The organism is Mesorhizobium monacense (assembly GCF_056781675.1).
This window is the reverse complement of the sequence record NZ_CM165567.1, coordinates 1,590,209-1,615,680: the sequence shown is the minus strand read 5'-3', so window position 1 is coordinate 1,615,680 and position 25,472 is coordinate 1,590,209. Positions and strand designations below refer to the sequence as shown.

Annotated in this window: 25 protein-coding genes, 1 tRNA gene and 1 riboswitch; of the genes, 15 read left to right on the top strand and 11 right to left on the bottom strand. The window is 65.7% G+C overall.

The genetic code is table 11. The features are described from left to right. Window positions 1-2: 2 nt before the first annotated feature. The 8 genes from AC1RUK_RS07460 to AC1RUK_RS07425 form a co-directional block, all read right to left on the bottom strand. Window positions 3-716, bottom strand: coding sequence for a helix-hairpin-helix domain-containing protein (locus AC1RUK_RS07460; protein WP_481836137.1), 714 nt, complete (start codon window positions 714-716; stop codon window positions 3-5). Between the two features lie 75 nt (window positions 717-791). Continuing rightward, window positions 792-2,096 (bottom strand): NADH-quinone oxidoreductase subunit NuoF, encoded by a 1,305-nt coding sequence (gene nuoF, locus AC1RUK_RS07455; RefSeq protein WP_006203247.1) that lies wholly within the window; start codon window positions 2,094-2,096, stop codon window positions 792-794. A 10-nt stretch (window positions 2,097-2,106) separates the two neighbouring features. After that, window positions 2,107-3,384: an NADH-quinone oxidoreductase subunit E gene (locus AC1RUK_RS07450; RefSeq protein WP_481836138.1), complete on the bottom strand. Its 1,278-nt coding sequence runs from the start codon at window positions 3,382-3,384 to the stop codon at window positions 2,107-2,109. Beyond that, window positions 3,385-4,575, bottom strand: a complete 1,191-nt coding sequence (locus AC1RUK_RS07445; RefSeq protein ID WP_192180959.1) for an NADH-quinone oxidoreductase subunit D — start codon at window positions 4,573-4,575, stop codon at window positions 3,385-3,387. It lies immediately after the preceding gene. A gap of 65 nt (window positions 4,576-4,640) precedes the next feature. Continuing rightward, window positions 4,641-4,967, bottom strand: a complete 327-nt coding sequence (locus AC1RUK_RS07440; RefSeq protein ID WP_481839552.1) for a four helix bundle protein — start codon at window positions 4,965-4,967, stop codon at window positions 4,641-4,643. 85 nt (window positions 4,968-5,052) lie between these two features. After that, window positions 5,053-5,655, bottom strand: coding sequence for an NADH-quinone oxidoreductase subunit C (locus AC1RUK_RS07435; protein ID WP_481836139.1), 603 nt, complete (start codon window positions 5,653-5,655; stop codon window positions 5,053-5,055). A gap of 4 nt (window positions 5,656-5,659) precedes the next feature. Beyond that, window positions 5,660-6,241, bottom strand: coding sequence for a NuoB/complex I 20 kDa subunit family protein (locus AC1RUK_RS07430; protein WP_006203252.1), 582 nt, complete (start codon window positions 6,239-6,241; stop codon window positions 5,660-5,662). Then, a complete protein-coding gene (locus AC1RUK_RS07425; RefSeq protein WP_006203254.1) occupies window positions 6,232-6,597 on the bottom strand; it encodes an NADH-quinone oxidoreductase subunit A in 366 nt (121 codons plus the stop codon). The genes AC1RUK_RS07430 and AC1RUK_RS07425 overlap by 10 nt, the downstream gene beginning before the upstream one ends. A 334-nt stretch (window positions 6,598-6,931) precedes the next feature. Between AC1RUK_RS07425 and AC1RUK_RS07420 the strand changes: the two genes are divergently transcribed. The 8 genes from AC1RUK_RS07420 to AC1RUK_RS07385 all read left to right on the top strand — a co-directional run bounded on the left by AC1RUK_RS07420 (window position 6,932) and on the right by AC1RUK_RS07385 (window position 16,814). Then, on the top strand, window positions 6,932-8,131 hold the full coding sequence (locus tag AC1RUK_RS07420) for a winged helix-turn-helix domain-containing protein (protein WP_481836140.1): 1,200 nt from the start codon (window positions 6,932-6,934) through the stop codon (window positions 8,129-8,131). 29 nt (window positions 8,132-8,160) lie between these two features. Continuing rightward, window positions 8,161-8,366: riboswitch (cobalamin riboswitch) on the top strand. 39 nt (window positions 8,367-8,405) lie between these two features. Beyond that, window positions 8,406-8,834, top strand: coding sequence for a DUF1636 family protein (locus tag AC1RUK_RS07415; protein WP_481836141.1), 429 nt, complete (start codon window positions 8,406-8,408; stop codon window positions 8,832-8,834). A 2-nt stretch (window positions 8,835-8,836) separates the two neighbouring features. Next, a complete protein-coding gene (gene cobW, locus AC1RUK_RS07410; protein ID WP_481836142.1) occupies window positions 8,837-9,889 on the top strand; it encodes a cobalamin biosynthesis protein CobW in 1,053 nt (350 codons plus the stop codon). Between the two features lie 17 nt (window positions 9,890-9,906). Continuing rightward, the gene (gene cobN, locus AC1RUK_RS07405; protein WP_481836143.1) at window positions 9,907-13,305 is read left to right on the top strand and encodes a cobaltochelatase subunit CobN; all 3,399 of its coding nucleotides are present in this window, start codon (window positions 9,907-9,909) and stop codon (window positions 13,303-13,305) included. Next, on the top strand, window positions 13,302-14,663 hold the full coding sequence (gene cobG, locus AC1RUK_RS07400) for a precorrin-3B synthase (protein ID WP_481836144.1): 1,362 nt from the start codon (window positions 13,302-13,304) through the stop codon (window positions 14,661-14,663). Before cobN ends, cobG begins: the two co-directional genes overlap by 4 nt. A gap of 2 nt (window positions 14,664-14,665) precedes the next feature. Then, on the top strand, window positions 14,666-15,298 hold the full coding sequence (locus tag AC1RUK_RS07395) for a precorrin-8X methylmutase (RefSeq protein WP_481836145.1): 633 nt from the start codon (window positions 14,666-14,668) through the stop codon (window positions 15,296-15,298). After that, entirely contained in the window at window positions 15,295-16,053 is a 759-nt protein-coding gene (locus AC1RUK_RS07390; RefSeq protein WP_481836146.1) for a precorrin-2 C(20)-methyltransferase, read from the top strand. Before AC1RUK_RS07395 ends, AC1RUK_RS07390 begins: the two co-directional genes overlap by 4 nt. Beyond that, window positions 16,050-16,814 (top strand): precorrin-3B C(17)-methyltransferase, encoded by a 765-nt coding sequence (locus tag AC1RUK_RS07385; protein WP_481836147.1) that lies wholly within the window; start codon window positions 16,050-16,052, stop codon window positions 16,812-16,814. The genes AC1RUK_RS07390 and AC1RUK_RS07385 overlap by 4 nt, the downstream gene beginning before the upstream one ends. On the opposite strand, the gene AC1RUK_RS07380 is transcribed toward AC1RUK_RS07385, so the two are convergent. Continuing rightward, the gene (locus AC1RUK_RS07380; protein WP_481839553.1) at window positions 16,778-17,545 is read right to left on the bottom strand and encodes a cobalt-precorrin-6A reductase; all 768 of its coding nucleotides are present in this window, start codon (window positions 17,543-17,545) and stop codon (window positions 16,778-16,780) included. The genes AC1RUK_RS07385 and AC1RUK_RS07380 overlap by 37 nt on opposite strands. 1 nt (window position 17,546) lies before the next feature. On the opposite strand from AC1RUK_RS07380, the gene cbiE reads away from it, so the two are divergent. The 7 genes from cbiE to cobT are packed head-to-tail and all read left to right on the top strand — an operon-like array spanning window position 17,547 to window position 23,869. Beyond that, complete coding sequence (gene cbiE, locus AC1RUK_RS07375; RefSeq protein WP_481836148.1) at window positions 17,547-18,788, top strand: precorrin-6y C5,15-methyltransferase (decarboxylating) subunit CbiE; 1,242 nt, start codon at window positions 17,547-17,549, stop codon at window positions 18,786-18,788. Then, complete coding sequence (locus tag AC1RUK_RS07370) at window positions 18,785-19,171, top strand: cobalamin biosynthesis protein (RefSeq protein ID WP_481836149.1); 387 nt, start codon at window positions 18,785-18,787, stop codon at window positions 19,169-19,171. The genes cbiE and AC1RUK_RS07370 overlap by 4 nt, the downstream gene beginning before the upstream one ends. Further along, a complete protein-coding gene (gene cobM / locus AC1RUK_RS07365; RefSeq protein WP_481836150.1) occupies window positions 19,168-19,932 on the top strand; it encodes a precorrin-4 C(11)-methyltransferase in 765 nt (254 codons plus the stop codon). The genes AC1RUK_RS07370 and cobM overlap by 4 nt, the downstream gene beginning before the upstream one ends. Beyond that, window positions 19,929-20,747: a uroporphyrinogen-III C-methyltransferase gene (cobA, locus tag AC1RUK_RS07360; RefSeq protein WP_481836151.1), complete on the top strand. Its 819-nt coding sequence runs from the start codon at window positions 19,929-19,931 to the stop codon at window positions 20,745-20,747. The genes cobM and cobA overlap by 4 nt, the downstream gene beginning before the upstream one ends. Further along, a complete protein-coding gene (locus tag AC1RUK_RS07355) occupies window positions 20,744-22,054 on the top strand; it encodes a cobyrinic acid a,c-diamide synthase CobB (protein WP_481836152.1) in 1,311 nt (436 codons plus the stop codon). Before cobA ends, AC1RUK_RS07355 begins: the two co-directional genes overlap by 4 nt. A 3-nt stretch (window positions 22,055-22,057) precedes the next feature. After that, window positions 22,058-22,834 (top strand): adenosylcobinamide-GDP ribazoletransferase, encoded by a 777-nt coding sequence (locus AC1RUK_RS07350; RefSeq protein WP_481836153.1) that lies wholly within the window; start codon window positions 22,058-22,060, stop codon window positions 22,832-22,834. 24 nt (window positions 22,835-22,858) lie between these two features. Further along, window positions 22,859-23,869, top strand: a complete 1,011-nt coding sequence (cobT, locus tag AC1RUK_RS07345) for a nicotinate-nucleotide--dimethylbenzimidazole phosphoribosyltransferase (protein WP_481836154.1) — start codon at window positions 22,859-22,861, stop codon at window positions 23,867-23,869. Between the two features lie 457 nt (window positions 23,870-24,326). On the opposite strand, the gene AC1RUK_RS07340 is transcribed toward cobT, so the two are convergent. Then, window positions 24,327-24,402: transfer RNA gene (locus AC1RUK_RS07340), tRNA-Lys, on the bottom strand. Between the two features lie 103 nt (window positions 24,403-24,505). Beyond that, a complete protein-coding gene (locus AC1RUK_RS07335; RefSeq protein ID WP_436172378.1) occupies window positions 24,506-25,417 on the bottom strand; it encodes a PhzF family phenazine biosynthesis protein in 912 nt (303 codons plus the stop codon). Between the last annotated feature and the right edge of the window lie 55 nt (window positions 25,418-25,472).

Genomic DNA, 25,472 nt, shown 5'->3' with positions numbered 1-25,472 from the left:
CCTTACCCCTGCCTCTTGGCCTTGGCGGCCAGCACAAGTGCAGCCGCCTGGCGGGTCCAGTCGTCACGGCCGATGCGGCCGGCCAACGACAGATAATCCTCGACCCAGGCGATCTCTTCGGGCGTCCAGGCAGCGATCTGTCCATGGGTCCAGATGCCCAGGCCGTTGAGAACCTTCTCCAGCTTCGGACCGATGCCCGATATCGCCTTGAGATCGGACGGCTTCGCTGGCCGCTCCATGGCTTTGGGCTGCCTGAAATCCTCGGGCATCAGCCCGGTCGCCGCACCGCCTTGCACCGTATCGGCGCTGGCACTGTCCTGCGTCTTCTCGACAGTGTTGGCGGCAATGTCGGTCACATCCCTGGCGAAGGTCCGTGCCTCGGCAATCAGCGTCTTGGTCGCCCTGCGTGCCTTGGAAGAGCTTTCGGCGGCGTCCGCAAACTGTTCGCTTCTTGCCTCGAAATCATCGACGATCGGCTGGAACAGCCGCTGCGAAGCCTCGGCCGCGCCGGTTAGCGCGCCGAGCCAGACGCCAAAGGCGTGGTTGGCAAAGCCAAAGCCGAGCGCCGACATTGCCGCAGCGCTCGCGACAGGATGCGCCAGAAGGTTGACGGCGCTTGCCATCTCCTTCGGCATCATCCTGGTCAAGTCCTGGTTCATCTTCTCGAACTGGTCCATGTCGGGCATCATTGGGTAGGGTATCGAATACGGCGCCATCGGTCGTCTCCTGGTCGTTTCTTCGTATGCCCCGCCCGGTATCCTCGTCTCGGGCTCTCGCCCGCATTTCGATTTCTATTCCGCAGCCACCATCACCGGCTCCGCCCGGTGCGCGTTGCGCGAAAACTCGTCGATGCGGCGCTCCACCTCGCCACGGAAATGCCGCATCAGGCCCTGGATCGGCCATGCCGCCGCATCGCCCAGCGCGCAGATCGTGTGGCCCTCGACCTGCTTGGTGACGTCGAGCAGCATGTCGATCTCGCGCTTCTGCGCCTCGCCGCGCACCAGCCGTTCCATCACCCGCCACATCCAGCCGGTGCCTTCGCGGCACGGCGTGCACTGGCCGCAGCTCTCATGCTTGTAGAAGTAGGAAAGCCTGGCGATCGCCTTCACGATATCGGTCGATTTGTCCATGACGATGACAGCCGCGGTGCCGAGGCCCGACTTCAGGTCGCGCAACGCGTCGAAATCCATCGGCGTGTCGATGATCTGCTCGGCTGGCACCAGCGGCACCGAAGCGCCGCCCGGAATGACCGCCAGAAGATTGTCCCAGCCGCCGCGGATGCCGCCGCAATGCGTCTCAATCAGTTCGCGGAACGGGATCGACATCGCCTCTTCGACGGTGCACGGATTGTTGACGTGGCCCGAGATGCAGAACAGCTTCGTGCCGACGTTGTTGGGCCGGCCGAAGGACGAGAACCAGGCCGCGCCGCGGCGCAGGATGGTCGGCGCCACCGCGATCGACTCGACATTGTTGACCGTCGTCGGGCAGCCGTAGAGGCCGACATTGGCCGGGAATGGCGGCTTCAGGCGGGGCTGGCCCTTCTTGCCTTCCAGGCTTTCGAGCAGCGCCGTCTCCTCGCCGCAGATATAGGCGCCGGCGCCGTGATGCATGTAGATGTCGAAATCGTAGCCGGACGTATTGTTCTTGCCGATCAGCTTGGCCTCATAGGCCTCGTCGATGGCGCGCTGCAGCGCCTCGCGCTCCCGGATGAACTCGCCGCGCACATAGATGTAGGCGGCAATTGCGCCCATGGCGAAGCCGGCGATCAGGCAGCCTTCGACCAAGGTGTGCGGGTCGTGGCGCAGTATGTCGCGGTCCTTGCAGGTGCCGGGCTCGGATTCATCGGCATTGACGACGAGGTAGCTCGGCCGGCCGTCGCTCTGCTTGGGCATGAACGACCATTTCAGCCCGGTCGGGAAGCCGGCGCCGCCGCGGCCGCGCAGGCCCGACGCCTTCATCTCGTTGACGATCCAATCGCGCCCCTTGGCGATGATGCCGGGCGTGTTGTCCCAAGCACCGCGCGAAATCGCGCCGGCCAGCGACTTGTCGAAGCGGCCGTAGATGTTGTTGAAGATGCGGTCTTTGTCCTGAAGCATTGTTCGTCCCTCAGACCGGCTTCTTGCCGAAGACGCGGATGTATTCGGCGACCCCGCCCTTGGCGAGCGCCTTGGCCTGCTTGACCCAGTCGTCGCGCTCGATGCGGCCGTGGAAGCTGAGATAGCCGTCCACCCATTCGCGCTCGGCCTTCTTCCAGGACGAGACTTGCGCGAAGGTGAAGATGCCCAGCGAATGCAGGGTGCCCTCGATCTTCGGGCCGACACCGGAAATCAGCTTGAGATCGTCGACCAGGGCCGGCTTGGCGATGCCGGCGGGGCGGTTCTTGTCGTCGAGCGACGGTTTTGCGGGTTTAGCCGCCGGCACTTTGGCTTCCGGCGCCTTGAAGGCAGCCGCCGGCTCAGCTTTGTTCTTCGGACCGCTGCGCTGTTTCGAAACCTTTTCGACTTCAGGCGCTGCCTTGTTGGCGTTGGCGGCCGAATGCAGCGGGGCCGAGACGCTCGCTGCCTTTTCCACGGCAGGCGCAACCTTGACCGGCGAAGGCGATTTCAACGCCGGGCTGGTTTCCAGCGCGTCGGTCTTCGGCTTGCTGGCCTTCGACGGTGCGACGACGGCAGCCGGCGCCGGCACGGACTCAGCGACGATCGCATCCGGCGCCGCCTTGGCGGCCTTTGTTGCCGCCTTGGCTTCCTTGTCGCGCGTCGACTTGAGGATCGCCTTTTCGCTGGTCAGCGTGGTCAGGCCGGTGATCGGCTCGGACGTGGTACGGCCATTCTGCGGCCCTGGCGTCACCGTGGCGCCCTTGCCAGCGCCGTAGAGGTCGATGATCTCGGCCAGCCGCTCAGGCGTCAGATCCTCGAACGTGTCCTTGAAGATCATCACCATCGGCGCGTTGACGCAGGCGCCCAGGCATTCGACCTCCTCCCACGACAGCGTGCCCTTGTCGTTGGTGTGGAACTGGTCGTGATGGATTTTCGAGCGGCACACATCCATCAGCGCTTCCGAACCGCGCAACATGCAGGGCGTGGTGCCGCAGACCTGGATATGCGCACGCGTGCCGACCGGGTTGAGCTGGTACTGCGTGTAGAAGGTCGCGACTTCCAGCCCACGGATTCGAGGCATGCCAAGCATGTCGGAGATCGTCTCGATCGCAGCCTTCGTCACCCAGCCTTCCTGCTCCTGCGCCAGCATCAGCAAGGGGATGATCGCCGACTGCTCGCGGCCCTTCGGATATTTCTTGATCCATTGCTTGGCCGCCGCCGCATTCGCCCGATTGAAGGCGAAGGAGGCTGGCTGGACGGCTTGCTCTGCGAGACGGCGGACTGACATTTAGCGATCGACCTCACCAAACACGATGTCGAGGGAGCCGAGAACGGCGGTGACGTCGGCCAGCATGTGGCCGCGGCACAAAAAGTCCATGGCTTGCAGATGCGCAAAGCCTGGCGCGCGCAGCTTGCAGCGGTAGGGCTTGTTGGTGCCGTCGGAGACGAGATAGACGCCGAACTCGCCCTTCGGCGCTTCGACGGCCGCATAGACCTCGCCGGCCGGCACGCGGTAGCCCTCGGTGTAGAGCTTGAAGTGATGGATCAGCGCTTCCATCGAGCGCTTCATCGCCTGGCGCTTGGGCGGCACGACCTTGCCGTCGAGGTTCGACACCGGCCCGGTGCCCTCCTTGCCGAGCAGCAGATCGACGCACTGGCGCATGATCTTCGCCGACTGGCGCATCTCTTCCATGCGCACGAGGTAGCGGTCGAAGCAGTCGCCGTTCTTGCCGATCGGAATGTCGAAATCCATCTCCGGATAGCATTCATAGGGCTGCGATTTGCGCAGGTCCCAGGCCGCGCCCGAGCCGCGCACCATGACGCCCGAAAAACCCCAGGCCCAGGCATCGGCCAGCGAGACCGTGCCGATGTCGACATTGCGCTGCTTGAAGATGCGGTTGCCGGTGAGCAGCGCATCGAGATCGTCGAGCGACTTCAGGAACGGATCGATCCACTTGCCGATGTCCTCGACCAGCTTCTGCGGCAGGTCCTGGTGCACGCCGCCGGGGCGGAAATAGGCCGCATGCATGCGCGAACCGGAGGCGCGCTCGTAGAACACCATCAGCTTTTCGCGTTCGACGAAGCCCCACAGTGGCGGCGTCAGCGCACCGACGTCCAGCGCCTGCGTCGTCACATTGAGGATGTGCGACATGATGCGGCCGATCTCGGAATAGAGCACGCGGATCAGCTGGCCGCGCTTCGGCACCTCGATGCCGAGCAGGCGCTCGGCCGCGAGCGCAAAAGCATGCTCCTGGTTCATCGGCGCGCAATAATCGAGCCGGTCGAGATAAGGCACCGCCTGCAGATAGGTCTTGTGCTCGATCAGCTTTTCCGTGCCGCGATGCAAGAGCCCGATATGCGGATCGACGCGATCGACGACTTCGCCGTCAAGCTCCAGCACGAGGCGCAAAACGCCATGCGCCGCCGGATGTTGCGGGCCGAAATTGATGTTGAAGTTGCGGACGGAGGTTTCAGCCATTCTGGCGCCTCTGGCGAAGAGTCAGTAGTGAGTAGTGAGTAGTGATCATCAATCTCAATGCCTACTTATTCCGCCTGCTTTGCCTGCACCGTTCTGATGAGAGATCGCATCATTTTTCCAATCTCTTCGCATCGCAGCAGCAGTTCAGTCTCATTGTCTCTTTCCAGCAAACCGACCCGGCATGCCAGCAGTATGTGCGTTTCCAGTTCCTTCAGCGACCCCTGCGCCATGCGCAGAAACTGACCGAACGAACCTCTATTCTCACAACCGTACCCTTCGGCGATGTTGGCGGCGATCGAAACCGCCGAGCGGCGCATCTGGGAGGTCATTCCATAAATCTCTTCTTTCGGAAAACCTTTGGTGAGGCGATAGCAATTTTCGGCAAGCACCATCGCCGATTGCCACACCAACAGGTCACGATAAGATTCGATCCTTTTTTCCAATTCCTTCCCTACTGACTACTCACTACTTCCCTACTCACTGTTTCGCCTTCTCATCCCCCGGCAGGACGTAGTCCGTCCCCTCCCACGGGCTCAAAAAGTCGAAGTTTCTAAATTCCTGCTTCAATTCCACCGGCTCGTAGATCACGCGCTTGGCCTCGTCGTCGTAGCGCACCTCGACAAAACCGGTCAGCGGGAAATCCTTGCGCAGCGGATGACCTTCGAAACCATAGTCGGTCAGGATGCGGCGCAGGTCGGGATGGCCCGAAAACAGCACGCCATAGAGGTCGTAGGTCTCGCGCTCGAACCAGTCGGCGCCGGGATAAACGGCGGTGAGCGACGGCACCATCGTTTCCTCGTCGGCCTGGACCTTGATGCGGATGCGCAAATTCTGCTTCGGCGACAGGAGATGATAGACGACGTCGAAGCGCCTGGCCCGCGACGGATAGTCGGCGCCGCAGACGTCGATGATCGAGATGAACTGGCAGCGCGGGTCGTCGCGCAGGAAGGTCGCCACCTCGATCAGGTCGCCCGGCTCGACCGAGACGGTAAGCTCGCCATAGGCCAGAACGGCGTTGTCGACCCTGCCAGCCAGCTTCTCGCCCAGATAGGTCGAGAGTTCGTTCAACGACTGGCTCATGGGGTCACCGTTCGATCGTGCCGGTGCGGCGGATCTTCTTCTGCAACAGAAGAATGCCGTAAAGCAGCGCTTCGGCGCTCGGCGGGCAGCCGGGCACATAGATGTCGACCGGCACGATGCGATCGCAGCCGCGTACCACCGAATAGGAATAGTGGTAGTAGCCGCCGCCATTGGCGCAGGAGCCCATCGAGATGACGTAGCGCGGCTCCGGCATCTGGTCGTAGACCTTGCGCAGCGCCGGCGCCATCTTGTTGGTCAGTGTGCCGGCGACGATCATGATGTCGGACTGGCGCGGCGACGCGCGCGGCGCGACGCCGAACCGCTCCGAGTCATAGCGCGGCATCGAGGTATGGATCATCTCGACGGCACAGCAGGCGAGACCGAAGGTCATGAACATCAGCGAGCCGCTGCGCGCCCAGGTGATCAGCGCCTCGGTCGAAGTGACGAGAAAACCCTTGTCGGCCAGCTCGTTGTTGATCTCGAGGAAGAACGGATCGTCGGAACCGACCGGTCGACCGGTATTGGGGTCGATGATGCCCTTGGGCTTCGGTGCGACGAGCGTGCCGGAACTGTCGTTCAATCCCATTCCAGCGCTCCTTTTTTCCATTCATAGGCAAAGCCGATGGTCAGCACCGCCAGAAACACCATCATCGACCAGAAACCGAGCATGCCGATCTTCGAGAAGGACACCGCCCAGGGAAACAGGAAGGCCACTTCCAGATCGAAGATGATGAACAGGATCGACACCAGGTAGAAGCGGATGTCGAACTTCATGCGGGCATCGTCGAAGGAGTTGAAGCCGCATTCATAGGCGGAGAGCTTTTCCGGATCGGGATTGCGGTAGGCCACCAGGAACGGCGCAATGATCAGCGCCAGGCCGACGACCAGCGCCACGCCGATGAAGAGGACTATGGGCAGGTACGAACTCAAAAGTGCGTTCATGCTGCGGCTTTCCGTTGGCGGTCAATCCACTTTGATTACAGCAACCAACCTTAATGCGGAAGCGTGACAGATTAACCGCTGAACCGTTTTAGGTGGCCTATGCTGCAACGCGGCGAGGGTTAGCGCAGCGCTTTCGGCGAAGCAAGTCAAACCTTGTTCAAAACGCGGTGCTGGACGGCATATCCCGGAAAACTGGTCCGATCCGCTCTTGTTTGATTTCCTTCACTTTTTACTCCACTTTTCTCTCCTGACACATATCCCGCCAAAACCCTGCTAGCATGACCAGGAATCATCGGTTTTTGCTTGGCTTGAACAGCATCAGGGCGACGTCTGCATGAAGGAAAAGATCTCGCTCGGCATGGCCCGGCGCGTCGCGCTCGCAGCACAGGGATTTACCGACCCGAGACCGGGCGGAACACCCGACCGCCGCCATCTGGCCCGCGTGCTCAGCCGTACCGGCCTGCTGCAGATCGATTCCGTCAGCGCGGTGGTGCGCGCCCACTATATGCCGCTCTATTCACGCCTTGGTTCCTACCCGCTCGCCTTGCTCGACAATGCCGCCGTGACGCGCAAGCGCACGGTGTTCGAATATTGGGCGCACGAGGCCTCGTTCCTGCCGGTCGAGACATATCCGCTGATGCGCTGGCGCATGCAGCGCGCCGAGCGCGGCGACGAAATGTATCTGGGGCTGGCCAAATGGGGCCGCGAACACGCCGCCTATATCGAGGAGATCTACCGCGAAGTCGTCGATCGCGGCCCGATCGCCGCTTCCGCGCTGGAAGGCCAGAAGGGGTCGGGCGGCTGGTGGGGCTGGAGCCACGCCAAACACGCCTTCGAATGGCTGTTCTGGGCCGGCCGCATCACCACGGCGTCGCGTCGCGGCTTCGAGCGGTTTTACGACCTGCCCGAACGCGCCTTGCCGCAGGCGGTCCTCGACCTGCCGGTGCCGGCGGCCGAGGACGCACACCGCGAATTGCTGCGCATGTCGGCGCGCGCCCATGGCGTCGCAACCGCCGGCGACCTGCGCGACTACTTTCGCCTGTCGCCAGCCGATATGAAGGGGCGGCTGGAGGAACTGGTCGAAACGGGCGAGCTGCTGCCGATGCGGGTCGAGGGTTGGGACAAGCCGGCTTACCTGCACAAGGACGCCCGTTTGCCGCGCCGCATCGAGGCCCGCGCCCTGCTGGCTCCCTTCGACCCTGTCGTCTTCGAGCGGGCGCGTGCGGAGAGGCTGTTCGACTTCCGCTACCGCATCGAGATCTACACGCCCGCCGAAAAACGCCAGTACGGCTATTACGTGCTGCCGTTCCTGCTCGGCGACACGATTGTCGCGCGCGTCGACCTCAAGGCCGACCGCCCGGCCAGCGTCCTGCGCGTCCATGCTGCTTACGCCGAGGCCGGCGCACCACCCGAAACCGCCGCTCAGCTCTTCGAGGAATTGAAGCAGATGCAGGGCTGGCTCGGGCTTGAGCGCATCGAGGTGACGCCCGCGGGCGACCTCGGTCCGGCGCTTGTCGACATCGCCGTGTCGTAGACGCGCGTTGACACAACTATCCCTACAAGCCTAAATCCGCTGCAGACGGTCTCCTCTCGGCAAAGGGAGGAGCCAAGAGGGAATGCGGTGCGGGACAAAAATCCCAAATCCGCGGCTGTCCCCGCAACTGTAAGCGACGAGCCTGAGCCGAAAACCACTGGGATGTTCCCGGGAAGGCGGCTACCCAAGGCGATGACCCGCGAGCCAGGAGACCTGCCGTCTGAGACATAAAGAATCCGATCGCCTGGCGGGTTTTCCGGGCAAGGAGCCTGATTTGGAGCGCGACAGCAGTTTTTCGGCTGAGACAGCGGACATATTGTCCGGCGGGGACGATTCCCTCGCCGGCGTCACAATCATTGTCTGCGCCTCCTGTCGTGACGAGACCGGCTCGGACGCCCATCCCCGCGCCGGCGCGCTGCTCGCCGAAGACACGCGCCGCGCCGCTTCGGGCGAAGACCTCCATATCCGGACCGTCGAATGCCTCGGCAATTGCAAGCGCCGCCTCAGCGCCGCGATCCTGCGCGACGGCTGCTGGAGCTACGTCTTCGGCGACCTGACCACCACCAGCGGCGCCGACCTCGTCGCTGGCGCAAAGCTCTTCGCCACCTCGACCGACGGCCTCATCCCCTGGCGCGGCCGCCCCGATTCCTTGAAGCGCGGCCTTGTTGCCCGCATCCCTCCCCTTGATCTGCTGAAGGACTGACCATGACCGCTCCAGATTCGTCCGCCAACCTCTCCCGCGTCCCCTGCACCGTCGTCACCGGCTTCCTCGGCGCCGGCAAGACGACGCTGATCCGCCATCTGCTGGAAAACGCCAAGGGCAAGCGGCTGGCCATCATCGTCAACGAGTTCGGCGACATCGGCATCGACGGCGAGATTTTGAAAGGCTGCGGCATCGACACGTGCCCGGAGGAGAACATCGTCGAACTGGCCAATGGCTGCATCTGCTGCACCGTCGCCGACGATTTCGTCCCGGCGCTGGACCAGATCCTGTCGCGCACGCCGAAGGTCGACCACATCCTGATCGAAACCTCGGGCCTGGCCTTGCCGAAGCCGCTCGTCCAGGCCTTCCAGTGGCCGAGCGTCAAAAGCCGTGTCACCGTCGACGGCGTCATTGCCGTGGTCGACGGGCCGGCCCTGGCCGAAGGCCGCGTCGCCAACGACATGGACGCCCTTCAGGCGCAGCGCGCCCAGGACGAGACGCTCGATCACGACGACCCGGTCGAGGAAGTGTTCGAGGATCAGGTCGCCTGTGCCGACCTGATCATCCTGTCGAAGAGCGATCTGATGGACGCCGCCGGTTCGGCCCGCGCCAATGCCCTCATCGGCGAGCACCTTTCGCGCGCGGTCAAGATCGTGCCGACCTCGCAGGGCAAGGTCGATCCCTCCGTACTGCTCGGCCTCGGTCTCGCCGTCGAAGACGACATCGAGAACCGCAAGTCCCATCATGACGGCGCATTCGACCACGAGCATGACGACTTCGACACGTTCATTGTCGACATTCCCTCGATCGCCAATCCGGATGAGCTGGCGAAACGCGTCGCCACCGCCGCCGAGGAAGAGAACGTGCTGCGCGTCAAAGGCTTCGTCGAGGTCGGTGGCAAGCCGATGCGGCTGCTGCTTCAGGCCGTCGGACCGCGCGTCAACCACTATTACGACCGCGCCTGGACGGCGCAAGATGACCGCCGCTCGCGCCTCGTCGTCATCGGCTTGAAGGGGCTGAACCGCCCGGCCATCGAGCGTATCCTCGCCGGCTGAGGCAAATCCGAACCGCGATGCACATCCTCACCACAACATCCGCCTCGCTCGACGACCTCGCCGAGCCTGTCGATCTCCGGCAGACGCCGGCGGATATCGTGGCACTGTCCTTTACCGACAGCGATCTCTCCGGACTGGCGGCGGCATGGAAGGCGGACGCGGAGCGCCTGCCGTCGATGCGGCTCGCCGCACTTCGCGATTTGCGCCATCCGATGTCCGTCGATCTCTGGATCGACAGCGTGGCACGACATGCCAGGGTCATCCTCGTCCGCATCCTCGGTGGCTACGACTGGTGGCGCTACGGCTGCGACCAGCTCGCCGCAATCGCGCGCGAACGCGGCATCAAACTGGCGCTGCTGCCCGGCGAGAGCCACGACGAGGATTTTCGCCTGATCGAAGGCTCGACGCTGCCCCGCGAGGAGCTCGATGCGTTGCTCGGCTATTTCCGCGAAGGCGGGCCGGAGAATATGAGCGCGCTGATGCAGAGGCTGGCGCGGTTGGCGGGATCGGATGCGGCAGTCGCCGAGCCGGTCGCGGTGCCCAAGGCGGGATTTTACGAGCCTGGACGAGGCGTCGTGGAGAAGCCGGGCCTTTCGAATGTCCGCGCCGCCGTCATCCCCATCCTGTTTTACCGCTCGATGCTGCTTGCCGCCGACGTAGCGCCGATCGACGCGCTCGTCGAGGCACTCAGAGCGCGCGGCATGGCACCCGTGCCCATCTTCGTGTCGAGCCTCAAGGACCGTGCCTCGCTCGCCTTTGTCGAGACGGCACTGGCGGCGCTCAACCCCGCCGCCATCGTCACCGCGACCGCCTTCGCCTCCGGCGCCGAACCCGGTATCGAAACCCTGTTCGACCGCGCTGGCGTGCCAGTCTTCCAGGTCATCGTCGCCACGACGCGCCGCGATGTCTGGGAAAAGAACCAGCGCGGCCTAACGCCGGCCGACCTCGCCATGCATGTCGTGCTGCCCGAACTCGACGGCCGCATCCTTGCCGGCGCCATTTCCTTCAAGGGTGAAAGCGAAACCGATCCGGCACTGGCCTTCCGCGCCTTCGCCAACCGGCCGGAAGGTGATCGCGTGGCGCAGGTGGCGAGCCGCATCGAAGCCTTCATCCGCCTGCAGCGCGCGCCGCGCGCGACGCGCAAGCTCGCCATCCTGATCCCGGACTATCCCAGCGCCCCTGGCCGCACCGGCTATGCCGTCGGCCTCGACGTGCCCTCCAGCGTGCTCGCCATGCTGCACGACCTCAGGGAACAGGGCTACGCCGTTGAAGGGATTCCGCAATCGCCGCGCGAGTTGCTGGAGGTGCTGGAAAAGGGAGGCCATGGCCTTTCCTTGGAGGATTACCTCGCCCTTTCGGCGGAGCTGCCCGAAACGGCGCGCGATGCGATTGAGGCGGCGTGGGGCAAGGCTAAAGACGAAGCGCACGTCAATGCGCCCCCCTCTGTCCTGGGCTCGACAGAATGCAAACCTTCGCAGCCGATAGGCGAAAAGCACTTCCCCTTCCGCGCCGCGACCTTCGGCAACATCACCGTAGCACTCGCCCCCGACCGCGGCCGGTCAACCGATCGCCGCGCCGACTACCATGACCCGACGCTCCCCCCGCGCCATGCCCTGATCGCCTTTGGCCTGTGGCTGCGCAAATCGCTGGGGGTCCATGCCCTCATCCATGTCGGTGCCCACGGCACGCTGGAATGGCTGCCCGGCAAGACCGTCGCGCTCAGCGAGACCTGCTTTCCGGAAATCGTCACCGGCGCACTCCCCGTCATCTATCCCTTCATCGTCTCCAACCCCGGCGAGGCGGCGCAAGCCAAGCGGCGCATTGCCGCCGTCACGCTTGGCCATCTGCCGCCGCCGCTGACCGGCGCCGGGCTGGACGAGAACCAGCACAAGCTTGAACGCCTGGTCGACGAATATGCCCAGGCCGACGGTCTCGACCGCCGCCGCCGCGACCGGCTGGCGAGCCTGATCGTCGAGACCGCTCGGAAGACCGGGCTTGCCGCCGAGGCCGGTGTCGCCAGGACGGATGCTACCGACGAAGCGCTGCGCCGCATCGACGCCTGGCTCTGCGACCTCAAGGACTTCGCCATCAAGGACGGCCTGCATATCTATGGCCGCTCGCCTGACGGCGAGGCCGATCCGCGGCGCAAGCAAAGTGCGGCGGCCGAGAAGTCAGCGCTTCTGGCGGCGCTCGACGGCCACCACGTCACGGCCGGGCCGGCCGGCGCACCGGCCCGCGGCCGATCCGACGTGCTGCCCACCGGCCGCAACCTGTTTACCTCGGACCCGCGCACCATGCCGACTCCGACCGCCTTCGATCTGGGCAAGGCGGCGGCCGAGGAAGTGGTGCGAAGCTATATGCAGTCGCATGGCGACTGGCCGCGCTCTTTAGTCATCGACCTCTGGGGCTCGGCGTCGTTGCGCACCGGCGGCGAAGAGATCGCGCAGGGCCTGGCGCTGATGGGCTGCCGGCCGCAATGGGACGCAGCGACCGGCCGCGTCACCGGTATCGAAGTGCTCCCGCCGGCAACGCTCGGCCGCCCGCGCGTCGATGTCACCTGGCGCATATCGGGCCTGTTCCGCGACATGTTCCCGACCCAGATCGCCCTGATCGATGCCGCCGCCAATGCCGTCGCCACCCGCGACGAGGAAGATTCGGAAAACCCGCTGGCGGCCAGGACCCGCATTGAGGGCAAGATCAGCCCGCGCATCTTCGGCACCTCGCCCGGCACCTATGGCGCCGGCGTCGAGGATCTCTTGTCGAGCGGCGACTGGGCCGCGCGGGAAGAAATCGGCCGCGCCTATCTCGACGCCACCTCGCACGCCTATGGCGGCGCCGACGGCGAAGCGGTCTCCGCGCCCGGAGCCTTCGAAACCCGGATCGCCGAGGCCGACCTCCTCGTTCACACCAGCGACGACCCCGGCCGCGACATTTTGGAAGGCTCCGCCGATGTCGCCTTCATCGGCGGCTTTTCGGCAGCGCTTGCGGCCCTCGGCAAGAACGCCGACGTCATCGTTCTCGACACCACGGACCCGCAAAAACCGAAGCCGCGCTCGGTCGGGGAAGCCGTATCTCGCGTCGTTCGGGCCCGTGCGGTCAATCCCCGCTTCATTGCCGGGCAGATGCGCCATGGTCCGCGCGGCGCCTCGGAATTCGCCGAGACGGTCGACCGGCTGGTCGGCTTTGCCGAAACCACCCAGGCCATATCGGGCACACTGATCGAGGCCGTGCATGACGCCTATCTCGGCGATCCAGATGTCCGCGCCTTCATCCTGCGCGAGAACCCGGCGGCAGCCAAAGTCATCGCCGAGCGGTTCCAATCGGCACGGCGGCGCGGGCTGTGGCACCCGCTGCGCAATTCGATCGACGACGATCTCGCCGCCCTGATCGCCGAAGCCCAAGGGGTGGCGGCATGAACGCCTTCTCCCGCCGTGGCGCCTGCCCTGCCCTCAGCAAGCCGATGCAGACCGGCGACGGACTGCTGGTGCGGCTCAATCCAGTCGCTGGAGGACTTTCGCCGAAGTCGCTGATCGGGCTCTGCGAATCCGCCCTGCGCCACGGCAACGGCATCATGGAAGTCACCGCGCGCGGCAGTCTGCAGATACGGGGATTGACGGCGGAGAGTGCGCGGCGGCTGGCCGGAGAGGTCGACGCGCTCGGCATTGCCGTGCGCACCGGCGTACCGGTGGAGACCGGACCGCTGGCGGGCATCGACCCGCAGGAGGTCGCAGACCCGCGGTCGTTGGCGGAGCACATTCGGGCGGCAGTTGACGAAGCCGGGCTGGCGCAGCGGCTGGGGCCGAAGGTTTCGGTCGTTGTCGACGGCGGCGGGCAGTTGGTCATGGATGCAGTGACGGCCGATGTGAGGCTTGTTGCAGCGCGGACCGATGCGGGAATCCAGTGGCGGGTGTCTGTTGCGGGCGACGGGCAGAATGCGACGCCGCTTGCGATTGTCGAGGGCGATGTGGCCCGCGACACCGCCGTCGCCGCTCTACGGATGGTTGCGGAAAAGGGCCGCGAGGCACACGCACGGGATTTGTCGGAGCGGCAGTTAGTATCCCTCGCAAGTTGGCATTCCTTCACGCCCCCCTCTGTCCTGCCGGGGGGCGCGAAGGAACGCTTTCCTCTGACACCTTCGGCCCGCTCGCCCGTCGGCATCTTCGATCTGGCCGCGGCCAGTCACGCCCTCGGCATCGGCCTGCCCTACGGCAGCATGCCAGCGCAGAAACTCATCGATCTCACGCAACAGGCCCTCGCCCTAGGCGCCACCGAAATCCGCCTGGCGCCGGGCCGCGCCTTACTTTTCCTTGGCCTTGCGCCTGCCGCCTGCCCGCCACTCCAAGAAGCAGCCACCACCCTCGGCTTCGTCACAACCCCCGCCGACCCCCGCACGCGCATCGCCGCGTGCCCCGGCACGCCGGCCTGCGCCTCCGGCCAGATCTCCACCCGCGACATCGCCGAGACCATCGCCGCGGAAAACGCCGACATCCTCGATGCCTCCCTTACATTGCACATATCCGGCTGCGCCAAGGGCTGCGCGCATCCGGGCAAAGCAGCGCTGACATTGGTTGGTGACGAAAACGGAGCCGGACTTGTCGTGGACGCGACGGCAAAGGCTCTTCCTGCCGGATACAGGCCGGGCTATGACGCCGCGCGCGGCATCGGCGGCGTTGCAGCGGCAATCCGCAAAGAACGACTTCGGGGCGAGACCGCCGCCGCCTGCCTGGCAAGGCTTGGCGCGGCCGGCATCGCAGAAGCTTACCGACAGGAATGAGCATGGCCGCCTACGACTATATCCACGACGGCACGGCGATCTACGAGCGCTCCTTCGCCATCATCCGCGCCGAGGCCGACCTGTCGCGCTTTTCGGAGGCCGAGGCCGATGTCGCGATCCGCATGATCCATGCCTGCGGCCAGGTCGAGGCGGCGCAGCACTTCATCTTCTCCAGCGATTTCGTTGCCGCCGCACGTGCCGCACTTTCAGGCGGTGCGCCGATCTTCTGCGATGCGGAGATGGTTTCGCATGGCGTCACCCGCGCCCGGCTGCCGGCCGGCAACGAGGTGATCTGCACCCTGCGCGATCCGCGCACAACCGAGATCGCCAGGGAGATCGGCAACACCCGCTCGGCCGCCGCGATCGACCTGTGGGGCGAGCGCATGGCCGGTTCGGTCGTCGCCATCGGCAATGCGCCGACCGCGCTCTTCTACCTGCTGGAGAAACTGCGCGACGGCGCGCCGAAGCCGGCCGCCATCATCGGCATGCCGGTCGGCTTCGTCGGCGCTGCCGAATGCAAGGATGCGCTGGCCGAGAATTCCTATGGTGTGCCTTACGCCATCGTGCGCGGCAGGCTGGGTGGCAGCGCCATGACCGCCGCAGCGCTCAACGCATTGGCGAGGCCGGGCCTGTGAACGCGATCGCAAAGGGCCGCCTGGTTGGCGTCGGCACCGGTCCCGGCGACCCCGAACTGCTGACGCTGAAAGCCGCGCGGACATTGGCTGAAGCCGATGTCGTGGCGTACTTCGCCAAGCGCGGCAACAACAGCAATGCGCGGGCCATCGTCGAGGCGCGCTTCCGGCCGGATATGCTGGAACTGCCGCTGCTCTATCCGGTGACGACGGAGATCGACAAGGATCACGACGACTACCGCTCGCAGATCACCGAGTTCTACGAGCAGTCGGCCGAGGCGGTCGCCGTGCACCTCGATGCCGGAAGGATGGTCGCGGTGCTCTCGGAAGGCGACCCGCTCTTCTACGGGTCCTATATGCATCTGCATGTCAGGCTGGCGCACCGCTTCCCGACCGAGGTCATTCCCGGCGTCACCGCCATGTCCGGCTGCTGGTCGGCAACGGGACTGCCGATCGTCCAGGGCGACGACGTGCTGACCGTGCTGCCGGGCACGATGAGCGAGTTCGACCTGACGCGCCGCCTTGCCGGCACCGATGCCGCCGTCATCATGAAGGTTGGCCGCAACCTGCCCAAGATCAGACGGGCGCTGGAGGCGACCGGCAAGCTGACGAAGGCCGTCTATGTCGAGCGCGGCACCATGCCGGGCAGCGTCTCGATGCGGCTGGCCGACAAGCAGGACGACAAGGCGCCCTACTTCGCCATCGTGCTGGTCGCCGGCTGGTCGGCCCGGCCCGGTGCGACGGGAGCCAAGCCATGAGCGGCCGTCTCACCGTCATCGGCCTTGGGCCTGGCAATGCCGACCAGGTCACGCCGGAGGCCAGCCGCGCCGTTGCGAAAGCCAAATTCTTCTACGGCTACAAGCCCTATCTCGACCGGCTCGAGCTGCGCCCGGACCAGACCCGTGTCGCCTCCGACAATCGCGAAGAGCTTGCCCGCTCCAAGGACGCGCTGGTGAAAGCCGCCGAAGGCCATGACGTCGCCGTCGTCTCCGGCGGCGATCCCGGCGTCTTCGCCATGGCGGCGGCCGTCTGCGAGGCGATCGAGGCTGGCCCTGCCGAATGGCGCGCCGTCGATGTCGCCATCGTGCCGGGCATCACCGCCATGCTCGCCGTTGCCGCCCGCATCGGCGCGCCGCTCGGCCATGATTTCTGCGCCATCTCGCTGTCCGATAATCTCAAGCCGTGGGAGCTGATCGAGTTGCGCCTGCTGGCGGCCGCCGGCGCCGGCTTCGTCATCGCGCTCTACAATCCGATCAGCAAGGCGCGCCCCTGGCAGCTCGGCCGTGCCTTCGAATGCCTGGCCGCCATCCTGCCCGGCACGACGCCGGTCATCTTCGGCCGCGCCGCCGGCCGACCCGACGAGCGGATCGAGGTTTTCTTGCTGGCCGACGCCGACGCGGAAAAGGCCGACATGGCGACCTGCATCATCATCGGCTCGCCGGAAACCAGGATCATCCGCCGCGGTGAGCGGCCGTCGCTGGTCTACACGCCGCGCTCCGCGACGGGTTCGAGAAAATGATCGACCATCGCGGCGAGCGCTTCGACGGTTTCAGCCGACGGAACGTCCGGCAGCGCCGGCCTGCGCACCATGATCACCTCGATGCCGAGCGCTCGCGCCGCCGCGATCTTGCCGTAAGTCGCCTCGCCGCCGCTGTTCTTGGAGACGATGACGTTGATGCCATGCTCGGCAAGCAGGGCGCGTTCGTCGGCCTCCCCAAACGGCCCGCGCGCCAGCAGATAGGTCGCATCGGGCACCGCCAGCCTCGGCTCGACCGGATCGACGCTGCGGATGAGATAATGGTGTTGGGGAGCAGCCTCGAAGGCGGCCACCTCTTGCCGACCGAGCGCCAAAAAGACGCGACGCGGCGCCTCGCCGAGCGCCTTGGCTGCCTCGGCTACGATATCGACCAGCGTCCAGCAATCGCCCTCGACAGGCTCCCAGCCGGGACGCCTGAGCGCCATGATCGGTACGCCGGAAAGGTCCGCTGCTTGCGCCGCATTGGCCGAAATTTGCGCCGCATAGGGATGCGTGGCATCGATCAGCAAAGCCGTGCCGGCTTCCTTGAGATACGCCGCCAGCCCGTGCGCACCGCCAAATCCTCCCGCTCGGACGGGCACGCCTTGCGCGACCGGGCTTTCCGTGCGTCCGGCCAGCGACAGCGTGACCGAAAGATCGGCGCGAAGAGCCAGCTTTCCCGCCAGCTGCCGGGCTTCGGTGGTTCCGCCGAGGATCAGAATGCGGTGGGTCATCATGCCTGCTGAAGGTCCGCGCGGCGCCAAGCTCAACTCAAGATGGCTCACTATCATCGGCATCGGCGAGGACGGTGTAACGGGTCTCGGCGACGAGGCCAAGCGGCGGATCGCCGGCGCCGACTTTGTCTTTGGCGGCAAGCGCCACCTTGCGCTGGTGGCGTCGCTCATCAAGGGCGAAGCCCGCGCCTGGCCTACCCCCTTCGACCCGGACATGCGCGACGTGCTGGCGCTGGCCGGCAAGAACGTCTGCGTGCTCGCCTCCGGCGACCCGTTCTTCCATGGCGTTGGCGCCACCCTCGCCCGCAAGGTGAAGACGCAGGACATGCATGTCATCCCCGCGCCATCGTCGCTTTCGCTGGCCGCATCCCGCCTCGGCTGGCCCTTGCAGGACATCGAGACCATTTCCCTGCATGGCCACTCGATCGACTTGATCCGGCCGCTGCTGCACCCCGGCACCCGCATTCTTGCCCTGACCTCCGACGCCGATGCGCCGACGGCGATCGCGCGGCTGCTGACCGAACTCAACTTCGGCGCATCGCGGGTGACGATGCTGGAGGCCTTGGGCGGTCCGCGTGAAAACGCGCGTTCGACCCGCGCCGACGCGTTCAATCTCGAAAATATCAACCCGCTCAACGTGCTGGCGATCGAAGTTGACTCAACGCCGGATGCCCGAATCCTGCCGCTCGCATCGGGCCTGGCCGATCATCTTTTCGAGCATGACGGCCAGATCACCAAGCGCGAGGTCCGCGCCATGACCCTGTCGGCGCTGGCGCCGCGGCGCGGCGAACTGCTGTGGGATATCGGCGCCGGTTCCGGCTCGATCGGCATCGAATGGATGTTGGCCCACCCCTCGATGCGCGCCATCGCTATCGAGGCCGATTCGACCCGCGCTGCCCGCATTCATCGCAACGCTGCTGCTTGCGGCGTCCCCGGCCTTGTCGTCGTGGAAAGTTCGGCGCCGAAGGCGCTAGCCAAACTGGATACACCCGATGCCATCTTCATCGGCGGCGGTGGCAGCGATACCGGCGTGCTCGGCGCAGCCATCAAGGCGTTGCCCTCCGGCGGTCGGCTGGTGGCCAATGCCGTGACGCTGGAGATGGAGGCTTTGCTCCTCGCCCAGCACACCAGGCACGGCGGCGATCTGACCCGCATTGCCATATCCCGCGCCTCTCCGGTCGGCGCGATGCAAGCCTGGCGGCCGGCCATGCCTGTCACCCAATGGAGCTGGGTGAAGCCATGATGGTTGCAGGCATCGGCAGCCGCAAAGGCGTCAACGCAAGCGAGGTGCTTGCGGCGATAGAGACCGCCCTGGAAGCACACGGGCTGGCGATGACGGCGCTTTCGGCGTTGGCCACCGCACCGCTCAAACGCGACGAAGAGGCAATCTTCTCCGCCGGGCGCGAACTCGCTCTCCCGGTGATAGTTGTAGAGGACGATGCCCTCAAGGCCGCATCATCCAGCACGCTCAGCCGCTCCGAACTGTCGCAAGCGCATGCCGGTACGCCATCAGTTTCCGAAACCTCCGCGCTGGCCGCCGCCGGCAAAGGCGCAAAGCTGCTGGGGCCGCGCACCGTGCTCGGTCCGGTCACCTGCGCCATCGCCATCAGCGGAGATGCGCCATGACCGTCCATTTCATCGGCGCCGGTCCGGGCGCCGCCGACCTCATCACATTGCGCGGCGCAAGGCTGCTGGCCAGTTGTCCGGTCTGTCTCCATGCCGGCTCGATCGTCGCACCGGAATTGCTGCAGCACTGCGCGCCGGGGACAAAAATAATCGACACCGCCCCGATGTCGCTGGACGAGATCGAGGCCGAATATCTGGCCGCCCACAAGGCTGGCCACGATGTCGCTCGCCTGCATTCCGGCGACCTGTCGGTATGGAGCGCGGTGGCCGAGCAGATCCGCCGGCTGGAGAAGCACGCTATCCCCTACACGCTGACGCCGGGCGTGCCCTCCTTCGCCGCCGCTGCCGCAGCGTTGCGCCGCGAACTGACCATTCCCGAAATCGCGCAAAGCCTGGTGCTGACCCGCGTCTCTGGCCGCGCCTCGAAAATGCCGCCGGGAGAGACGCTGGCCGGCTTCGGTCGCACCGGCGCCACGCTTGCCATCCATCTCGCCATCCATGCCATCGACCGCGTCGTCGCCGAGCTGACGCCGCTCTATGGCGCCGACTGCCCGGTGGCGGTCGTCTTCCGCGCCTCCTGGCCGGACGAGCGCGTGCTGACCGGCACGTTGGCGACCATCGAGGCGCAGCTGGCCGCCGATCCGATGGAGCGCACGGCGATCATCTTCGTCGGCAGTTCGCTGGCGGCGCGGGATTTTGGCGAGAGTTCACTTTACGACGCCCACTACCAGCGGCGTTTTCGCGGACGGGACGGATTGTGAGCGGCAGCGCCAAGCATAAGAGCGGAAACGCAACGGTCGAGCAAGCGCTCGCGCGGCTGAAATTCAGGCCGAGCGAGTTGGCGCCCGGACACGTCTGGCTGGCGGGCGCCGGCCCCGGCGATCCCGGCTGCCTGACGCTGGAAGTGCTGGCCGCGCTCGGGCAATGCGACGCGCTTGTCTACGATGCGCTGGTCTCGCCCGATGTCGTTGCCGTCGCCGAAGGCGCCGAGCTTTTCTATGCCGGCAAACGCGGTGGCCAGCCGTCGATGAAACAGGACGACATCACCACTTTGCTGGTGCGTCTGGCGCGAGAGGGCCGCAGAGTCGTCCGGCTGAAGGGCGGCGACCCCTATATTTTCGGCCGTGGTGGCGAAGAGGCTTTGGCGCTGGCGCGGGAAAACATCCCGTTCCGCGTCCTGACCGGCCTGACGTCGGGCCTCAGCGCGCTCGCCGCGGCCGGCATCCCTGCCACCATGCGTGGCATCAACAAGGCGGTGATCCTGGCGACCGGCCATGCCGCCGGCACCGAAGACGACCTCGACTGGGCGGCAATCGCCCGCACCGGCCAGCCTGTGGTCGTCTATATGGGCATGGCCAATCTGCCCGTCATCGCAGCCTCCCTGCTCGACGGCGGCCTGACGCCGTCGACACCGGCCGCGGTAATCGTGTCCGCGACGACACCGCAGGAGCGCATCGTCGTCGCCACTTTAGCCACCATCGCCGAAGAGGCAGCGGCGGCCGGGCTCACCGCGCCGGCGCTGATCGTCGTCGGCGGCATCGTCGCCATGCGCTCGGCACTGGCGGGCGAGCCATGACCCGCGCCATCATCATCGGCGCACCGCGCTCGGGTTCCGGCAAGACCAGCGTCACGATAGGCATCCTGCGCGCGCTGGCGCGGCGCGGCGTCAAGGTGCGTGGCGCCAAATCCGGTCCCGACTATATCGACCCCGGCTTCCACACCGCCGCGACGCGTCTGTCCGGTGTCAATCTGGACAGCTGGGCGATGTCGCCGGCCTTGCTCAACGCGCTCGCCGGCAACGCGACCGAGGATGCCGATTTCATCTTCCTTGAAAGCGCCATGGGCCTGTTCGACGGTATTCCCGCGCCTGCCGGACGCTCCGGCTCGGCCGCCGACCTGGCGCGGCTCTACGGCCTGCCGGTGCTGCTGGTGCTCGACGTATCCGGACAGTCGACGACTGCCGCGGCGGTGGCCAAGGGCTTTGCCACCTATGATCCCGATGTGCGCATGGCCGGCGTCGTGCTCAACCGGCTCGGCAGCGAACGCCATCGCCGGCTCTGCGGCGACGCCATCGAGGCGCTCGGCCTGCCCGTCGTCGGCGCCATCCTGCGCGATCCCACGCTCAACCTGCCGGAGCGCCATCTCGGCCTCGTCCAGGCCGGCGAATATGAGAACCTGATGGCGCATCTCGACCTTTTGGCCGACATGGTCGAGCGCTCGCTCGATCTCGACGCCATCATGGCGCTGGCCGCGCCCTTCACGCCGGCTCCTGGTGGCTTCGGCGATGCCTTGCAACCGCCCGGCCAGCGCATCGCGCTGGCGGAGGATGCCGCCTTCACCTTCCTCTACCCGCATGTCGCCGCCTATTGGCGCAAGGCCGGCGCCGAGATCGTCCCCTTCTCGCCGCTGGCCGACGAGGCGCCCGACGCCGGTTGCGATGTCTGCTGGTTGCCGGGTGGCTATCCGGAGCTTCATGCCGGCCGCCTTGCCGATGCCCGGAATTTCCGGGCCGGCATGGCGAGCTTCGCTGCAACGAAGCCGGTGCACGGCGAGTGCGGCGGCTTCATGGTGCTGGGCGAAGCGCTGGAGGACGCGTCGGGCGAGACGCACAAAATGCTCGGCCTGCTCGGCCACTCCACCAGCTTCGCCAAGCGCAAGATGAACCTCGGCTACCGCGAGGCGCGGCTGCGTGCCGATTGTCCGCTGGGAGACCAGGGCACGCTGGTCCGTGGCCATGAGTTCCACTATGCGCAGATGCTTGCTGCCGGCAATGACGAGCCGCTGGCCGACCTTGCCGACGGCCAGGGCAACCCGCTCGGCGCCTCGGGCTACCGGCGCGGCCATGTCAGCGGCACGTTCTTCCATGCCATTGCGCGGGGCTAGGGCATGAAGCTTCGGAATTTGACCCTTTCGCCGCGGCAAATCCTCGACGACATCGCGCTTTGCCTGGTCTTCTTCACAAGACTGCCGCTGCCGGTCTTCGACTTTCGCGGCCGCAGCCTCGCCGCCGCGATCTGGGCCGCGCCTGTCGCCGGCCTTGCCGTCGGCCTGATCGGCGCGGTCGTCTACGCGACGGCGGAACGGTTTGGCCTTGCCATGGGTCCGGCGGCGGCACTTGCCTTGGCGGCAACCTTGCTCACCACCGGCTGTTTGCATGAGGACGGGCTGTCCGATGTCGCCGATGGCTTTGGCGGCGGCAAGACGCGCGGCCTGAAACTGGAGATCATGCGCGACAGCCGCATCGGCGCCTACGGCGCATCGGCGCTGGCTCTGTCGCTGCTGATCCGCTGGAGCGCACTTTCGGAACTCGTCGACCCCACACAGGCGCTCTTCGCGCTCATTGCCGCGCACGCCGCCTCACGCGGCTTGCTGGGCGCCTTCATGCATCTCTTGCCCTCAGCGCGGTCCGACGGCCTCTCGGCCGGCGCCGGCACCGTTTCGGTCGAAACCGCCATAGCCGCTGCCGTGCTCGGCGCGGTCCCGCTGCTCTTGCTCGGGCCGGGAGGTGCTGTTGTCGCGGTCATCCTGCTTGGCCTGCTGTTTGCAGCGTTCCGCGCCCTTTGCCTCAACCAGATCGATGGCCAGACCGGCGATACGGTCGGCGCCCTGCAGCAGCTGGGCGAGATCACGATCCTGCTCGTCGCTTCCGTTTCCCTATCCTGACTCTTCCTCGGAGATTTTGCCCCCATGCCCTTCAAATCGCTCGATGAACTGCGCGCCGCTTGCCTCGACCTGCCCGCCGGCAGCGATGCGGCGGCAAATGCCGTCGCCCGCCGCCAGGACACGCTGACCAAGCCGCAAGGCAGCCTCGGCCGTCTCGAAACCATAGCCGCTTGGCTCGCCCGCTGGCAGGGCCGCGATATGCCGAAGCTCGACCGCGTGAAAGTCTTCGTCTTCGCCGGCAACCATGGCGTCACCGCGCAGGGCGTCTCGGCCTTTCCGTCCGAAGTGACCGTGCAGATGGTGGCGAATTTCGCCGGCGGCGGCGCTGCCATCAACCAGCTTGCCCGCATCGCCGGCGCCGAGCTCGACGTCATTCCGCTCGATCTGGACCACCCAACCGGCGATTTCACGCAGGCGGCGGCGATGGACGAGACGGCTTTCCTCGCCGCCGTGTCGGCCGGCTACGATGCGGTGACGAACGACATCGACCTTGTCTGCTTCGGCGAAATGGGCATCGGCAACACGACGCCGGCGGCAGCGATTTCGGCCGCCCTGTTCGGCGGCGGTGCGGAGAAATGGACCGGGCGCGGCACCGGCGTCGACGATGCCGGCCTGAAGCGCAAGGTCACAGCCATTGAGGCCGGCCTGAAGCGCCACGCCGCGGCGCTTGCCGATCCGCTGAAGATCGCCGCCACGCTTGGCGGGCGCGAGCTTGCCGCCATCTTCGGCGCCACGCTCGCCGCGCGCCACAACAATGTGCCGGTGCTGCTCGACGGCTTTGTCTGCAGCGCCGCGGCTGCTCCCCTTGCCAGGCTGCACCCAACCGGCCTCGCCCACACCATCGCCGCCCATGTCTCGGCCGAATCCGGCCACCGCCGCCTGCTCGAAGCGCTCGGCCTGCCGCCGCTGCTCGATCTCGGCATGCGGCTCGGCGAAGGCTCCGGCGCGTGTCTGGCGGTCAATATCGTCCGCTCGGCGCTTGAATGCCACACCCGCATGGCAAGCTTTGCGGAAGCCGGCGTATCGGAAAAGTAAACCCGGTCAGAGTTTCAACGCTGCCGATGCATTTGAAGACAGCAAGCGTGGCCGCTCTCGCGACCACGCTTTCGCACGACGAAAAGGTCCGTGAACAGCAGATCACGGGCCAAGAACATCGTTAACCGTTCGTTAGCTACGCTGTCCTAATTTGAGACATCCGACGGCAGATCATCGTCGGGTAGAGGTCGCGCTAGTTTTTCGGACCCAGCCAAGCCCCGCCAAGGCTAGCGCGGCCACTACTTTTAAAGCAAATTTTCCCGTATGCAACTCATACGTGCGATTAACCTTACTGCCTAACCTTAAAGTTAACGACCGCGGGTTTGCGCAAGCGGCTATCAAGCCGCGTTTTTTGGACGCGGCAAACGCGGCCTTTGAGCAAGAACGCTCAGCTTGACGCGAACCGCCTCGCGTCCCCATCGTTCCAGGGTCTTTTCCACCAAGTCTTTGAAAAATTTGGTGGGTGCGCACAGGATTGAACTGTGGACCCGCTGATTAAGAGTCAGCTGCTCTACCAACTGAGCTACGCACCCACTCGGCCGGAAAACCGGCGTCGGCGGGCATATAGCCGCCGATCCCGGGGATGTCCAGCCCTGCCGGAATCATTTCCCGACAAATCGACCAAGCCGCTTACAATCAAACCAAAAGCTTGCCTTCCGCCACCCTGATGGCATGGCCGCCGATGCGGGCGGACGCCAGTTTTCCGCCTTCGACATTGAGTTCGAGGCGGATGCGCGACGGCCGGCCCATTTCCAGCCCCTGTTCGATCCACAGCTGCGAAATGCCGTCCGTCGGGCCGTCGAAATGCATGATGGCGCCGGCGAAGGCGGCGGCCGCGGAACCGGTCGCGGGGTCTTCATAAGACGGGTTGCCGGGCACGATCATGCGGACATGGAAAGCGCTTTCGTGGTTCACCGTCTCGCGGCAGTAGACATAGGGGCTGGCGAAGGCCCAGTCGCTCTTGCGCGGCGCCAGTTCTGACCACGCCTGGTTGTCCAGCTTTATCCGGGCGGCTGCCTCCAGATTGGCGACGGGGATGGTCACGTAAGGCACGCCCGCCGACCAGAACGAGACGCGATGATTCTCGAAGCCGATCTCGTGCGGCGCGAGGCCAAGGGCGGCGCCGATCGCCTCCGGCTCGGCCGACAGTTCCAGCCGCTCCGGCAGCTTCGCCAGGTCGAACTCGGCGAAGGTGGCGCCGTCGTGCTTGCTAACGGCGCAGCGCACCGGACCGATATTTTCCTCCAGCACGAAGATGCCGGCGGCCTCCCCATCCCCGGCCCGTTCGGCGAGCGCGATCGCCGAGCCGACGGTCGGATGGCCGGCGAACGGCATTTCGTAGTCAGGCGTGAAGATGCGGATGCGGGCACGGTGCTTGGGATTGTCGGGCGGCAGCGCGAAGACCGTTTCGGACAGGTTGAACTCACGCGCGATGGCCTGCATCGCGGCCGTGTCCAGTCCCTTGCCATCCAGCACGACAGCCAGCGGGTTGCCGGCCAGCCGCTCGGTCGTAAACACGTCATAGAGCAAGTAATTCCGAGGCTGCATGCCAGAAGTCCTCCGCCTTGATCCCAACATGAGCGAAATTTAATTTGAAATCCGA

Bases quoted from the DNA above. Each gene is read 5' to 3' on its own strand.
- AC1RUK_RS07460 (WP_481836137.1), bottom strand. From the start codon at position 716: ATGGCGCCGTATTCGATACCCTACCCAATGATGCCCGACATGGACCAG.
- nuoF (WP_006203247.1), bottom strand. From the start codon at position 2,096: ATGCTTCAGGACAAAGACCGCATCTTCAACAACATCTACGGCCGCTTC.
- AC1RUK_RS07450 (WP_481836138.1), bottom strand. From the start codon at position 3,384: ATGTCAGTCCGCCGTCTCGCAGAGCAAGCCGTCCAGCCAGCCTCCTTC.
- AC1RUK_RS07445 (WP_192180959.1), bottom strand. From the start codon at position 4,575: ATGGCTGAAACCTCCGTCCGCAACTTCAACATCAATTTCGGCCCGCAA.
- AC1RUK_RS07440 (WP_481839552.1), bottom strand. From the start codon at position 4,967: ATGGTGCTTGCCGAAAATTGCTATCGCCTCACCAAAGGTTTTCCGAAA.
- AC1RUK_RS07435 (WP_481836139.1), bottom strand. From the start codon at position 5,655: ATGAGCCAGTCGTTGAACGAACTCTCGACCTATCTGGGCGAGAAGCTG.
- AC1RUK_RS07430 (WP_006203252.1), bottom strand. From the start codon at position 6,241: ATGGGATTGAACGACAGTTCCGGCACGCTCGTCGCACCGAAGCCCAAG.
- AC1RUK_RS07425 (WP_006203254.1), bottom strand. From the start codon at position 6,597: ATGAACGCACTTTTGAGTTCGTACCTGCCCATAGTCCTCTTCATCGGC.
- AC1RUK_RS07420 (WP_481836140.1), top strand. From the start codon at position 6,932: ATGAAGGAAAAGATCTCGCTCGGCATGGCCCGGCGCGTCGCGCTCGCA.
- cobW (WP_481836142.1), top strand. From the start codon at position 8,837: ATGACCGCTCCAGATTCGTCCGCCAACCTCTCCCGCGTCCCCTGCACC.
- cobN (WP_481836143.1), top strand. From the start codon at position 9,907: ATGCACATCCTCACCACAACATCCGCCTCGCTCGACGACCTCGCCGAG.
- cobG (WP_481836144.1), top strand. From the start codon at position 13,302: ATGAACGCCTTCTCCCGCCGTGGCGCCTGCCCTGCCCTCAGCAAGCCG.
- AC1RUK_RS07395 (WP_481836145.1), top strand. From the start codon at position 14,666: ATGGCCGCCTACGACTATATCCACGACGGCACGGCGATCTACGAGCGC.
- AC1RUK_RS07385 (WP_481836147.1), top strand. From the start codon at position 16,050: ATGAGCGGCCGTCTCACCGTCATCGGCCTTGGGCCTGGCAATGCCGAC.
- AC1RUK_RS07380 (WP_481839553.1), bottom strand. From the start codon at position 17,545: ATGACCCACCGCATTCTGATCCTCGGCGGAACCACCGAAGCCCGGCAG.
- cbiE (WP_481836148.1), top strand. From the start codon at position 17,547: ATGCCTGCTGAAGGTCCGCGCGGCGCCAAGCTCAACTCAAGATGGCTC.
- AC1RUK_RS07370 (WP_481836149.1), top strand. From the start codon at position 18,785: ATGATGGTTGCAGGCATCGGCAGCCGCAAAGGCGTCAACGCAAGCGAG.
- cobM (WP_481836150.1), top strand. From the start codon at position 19,168: ATGACCGTCCATTTCATCGGCGCCGGTCCGGGCGCCGCCGACCTCATC.
- AC1RUK_RS07355 (WP_481836152.1), top strand. From the start codon at position 20,744: ATGACCCGCGCCATCATCATCGGCGCACCGCGCTCGGGTTCCGGCAAG.
- AC1RUK_RS07350 (WP_481836153.1), top strand. From the start codon at position 22,058: ATGAAGCTTCGGAATTTGACCCTTTCGCCGCGGCAAATCCTCGACGAC.
- cobT (WP_481836154.1), top strand. From the start codon at position 22,859: ATGCCCTTCAAATCGCTCGATGAACTGCGCGCCGCTTGCCTCGACCTG.
- AC1RUK_RS07335 (WP_436172378.1), bottom strand. From the start codon at position 25,417: ATGCAGCCTCGGAATTACTTGCTCTATGACGTGTTTACGACCGAGCGG.